General features: G+C 77.6%; 1 protein-coding gene. It reads left to right on the top strand.

Translation table 11 applies throughout. The features are described from left to right. Nucleotides 1-181: 181 nt before the first annotated feature. Nucleotides 182-1,549, top strand: a complete 1,368-nt coding sequence (locus ABZ914_RS51060) for an MFS transporter (RefSeq protein ID WP_500201776.1) — start codon at nt 182-184, stop codon at nt 1,547-1,549. Nucleotides 1,550-1,632: the final 83 nt, after the last annotated feature.

Raw genomic sequence — 1,632 nt, forward strand, 5'->3', positions numbered from 1 at the left:
GCGCTGGTGGCGATCGGGGAGGCGTGGGGCGCCGGCGCCGACCGGGCCCCCGGGGGCGTCTCGGGGCGGTTCCTGGGCCCCCCCGGCGGGCCGCCCCCCCACGGCCGCCCCGCCCCCCGGCGCGGCCCCCCCCCCGGGGCCCCCCCCCGCGGGGGGGGCCCCGCCGGGGGGCGCGCCGCCGGTGCGGTCCGTCACCGCCGTGGTCGGCCTGCTGGTGCTCTTCGAACTGGTCAGCGGGTTCCTCCAGGCCGGGATCGCCCCGATCCTGCCGAGCATCGGCGACACCTTCGGCGTCTCCGACTCCGCCGTCGCGCTCGTCGTGTCCGTCCAGCTGCTGTCCGCGGCGGTCTGCGCGCCCGCCCTGGGGCGGCTCGGCGACCTGCACGGCCACCGCCGGATGCTGCGGATCGCGCTGGCCTGCGTCGCGGCCGGCTCGGTGCTCTGCGCGGTCGCGCCCGCCTTCCCGGTGCTGCTGCTCGGGCGGCTGCTGCAGGGCCCGCTCGTCGCGCTGATGCCGCTGGAGATCGCGCTGATCCGCGACCGGCTCCCCGTCGGCCTCGCCCGCCGCGCGATCGCCCGGCTGGTCGGCGCGCTGACCCTCGGCGGCCTGCTCGGCGCCGTCGGGATGGGCGCGGCGGGCAAGGTCTTCGGCGACGTCCGGATCGCCCTCGCCGTCCCCGCCGTGCTGGCGCTGGCGTGCGTGGCCGTCTCGATGGTCGCGATCCCGGAGTCGGTCACCCGCGCCGCCGGACGGGTCGACCGGCCGGGCGTCGTGCTGCTCGGCCTCGCCGTCCTCGGCCTGCTCGCCGGGGTGTCGTCGGCGGGCGACCACGGCTGGCTCAGCGGGCGCGTCCTGGTCCCCACCCTGGCGGGCCTGGTCCTGCTCGCGGTCTGGGCGCTCGTCGAGCTGCGCACCGCCGAACCGCTCGTGGACCTGCGCGCCATGGCCGGACGGCACGTCGCGCCGTTCTACTTCGCCTCGTTCGCGTTCGGCGTGGTCTACTTCGGCGGCCAGTCCCCGAACGCCACCTTCTTCGCCACCGACCGGGACGAGGCCGGCTACGGGTTCGGGCTGTCCTCGCTGTCGATCGCGCTCGCCACGCTGCCCGCCATGATCGCCAGCATCGCGGGCTCCGCGTGCACCGCCCGGATCGCCGCGAAGGTCGGCTACCGCACCGCGCTGATCGGCTCGTTCCTGCTGGTCGGCGTCGGGTTCGTCGCGTTCGCGGCGGCGCACGGGGCGCTGTGGGCGGTGGTCGCCGAGCTGACCCTGATGGGCCTCGGGCTGGGCACCGCGCTCGGCGCGATGCCGACGGTGATCGCCGAGGCGTCCGACCCGTCCCGGACGGGCGTCGCCACCGCCGTCTACAACAACGTCAAGACGGTCGGCGGCGCGGTCGCGGGCGGGCTGTTCGGGACGCTGCTCGCCGCGCCCGCCGGCCGGGACGACCCCAGCGAGGGCGGCTACGTCGCGGTCTGGCTGATCGGCGCCGCGTTCGCGCTGGTGGCGGCGCTGCTCGCGGTGGCCGCCCGCAGGCGCGAGGTCTGAGGCGCCGGACGTCCCCCCGGGCCCCCCGGCGGGACGTCCGCGCGCCCTTCCCCAATATAAACGAAAAAACACGCCCAATACGG

Origin of the sequence: Spirillospora sp. NPDC046719, assembly GCF_040645715.1 — a bacterium.
GTDB lineage: Bacteria > Actinomycetota > Actinomycetes > Streptosporangiales > Streptosporangiaceae > Spirillospora.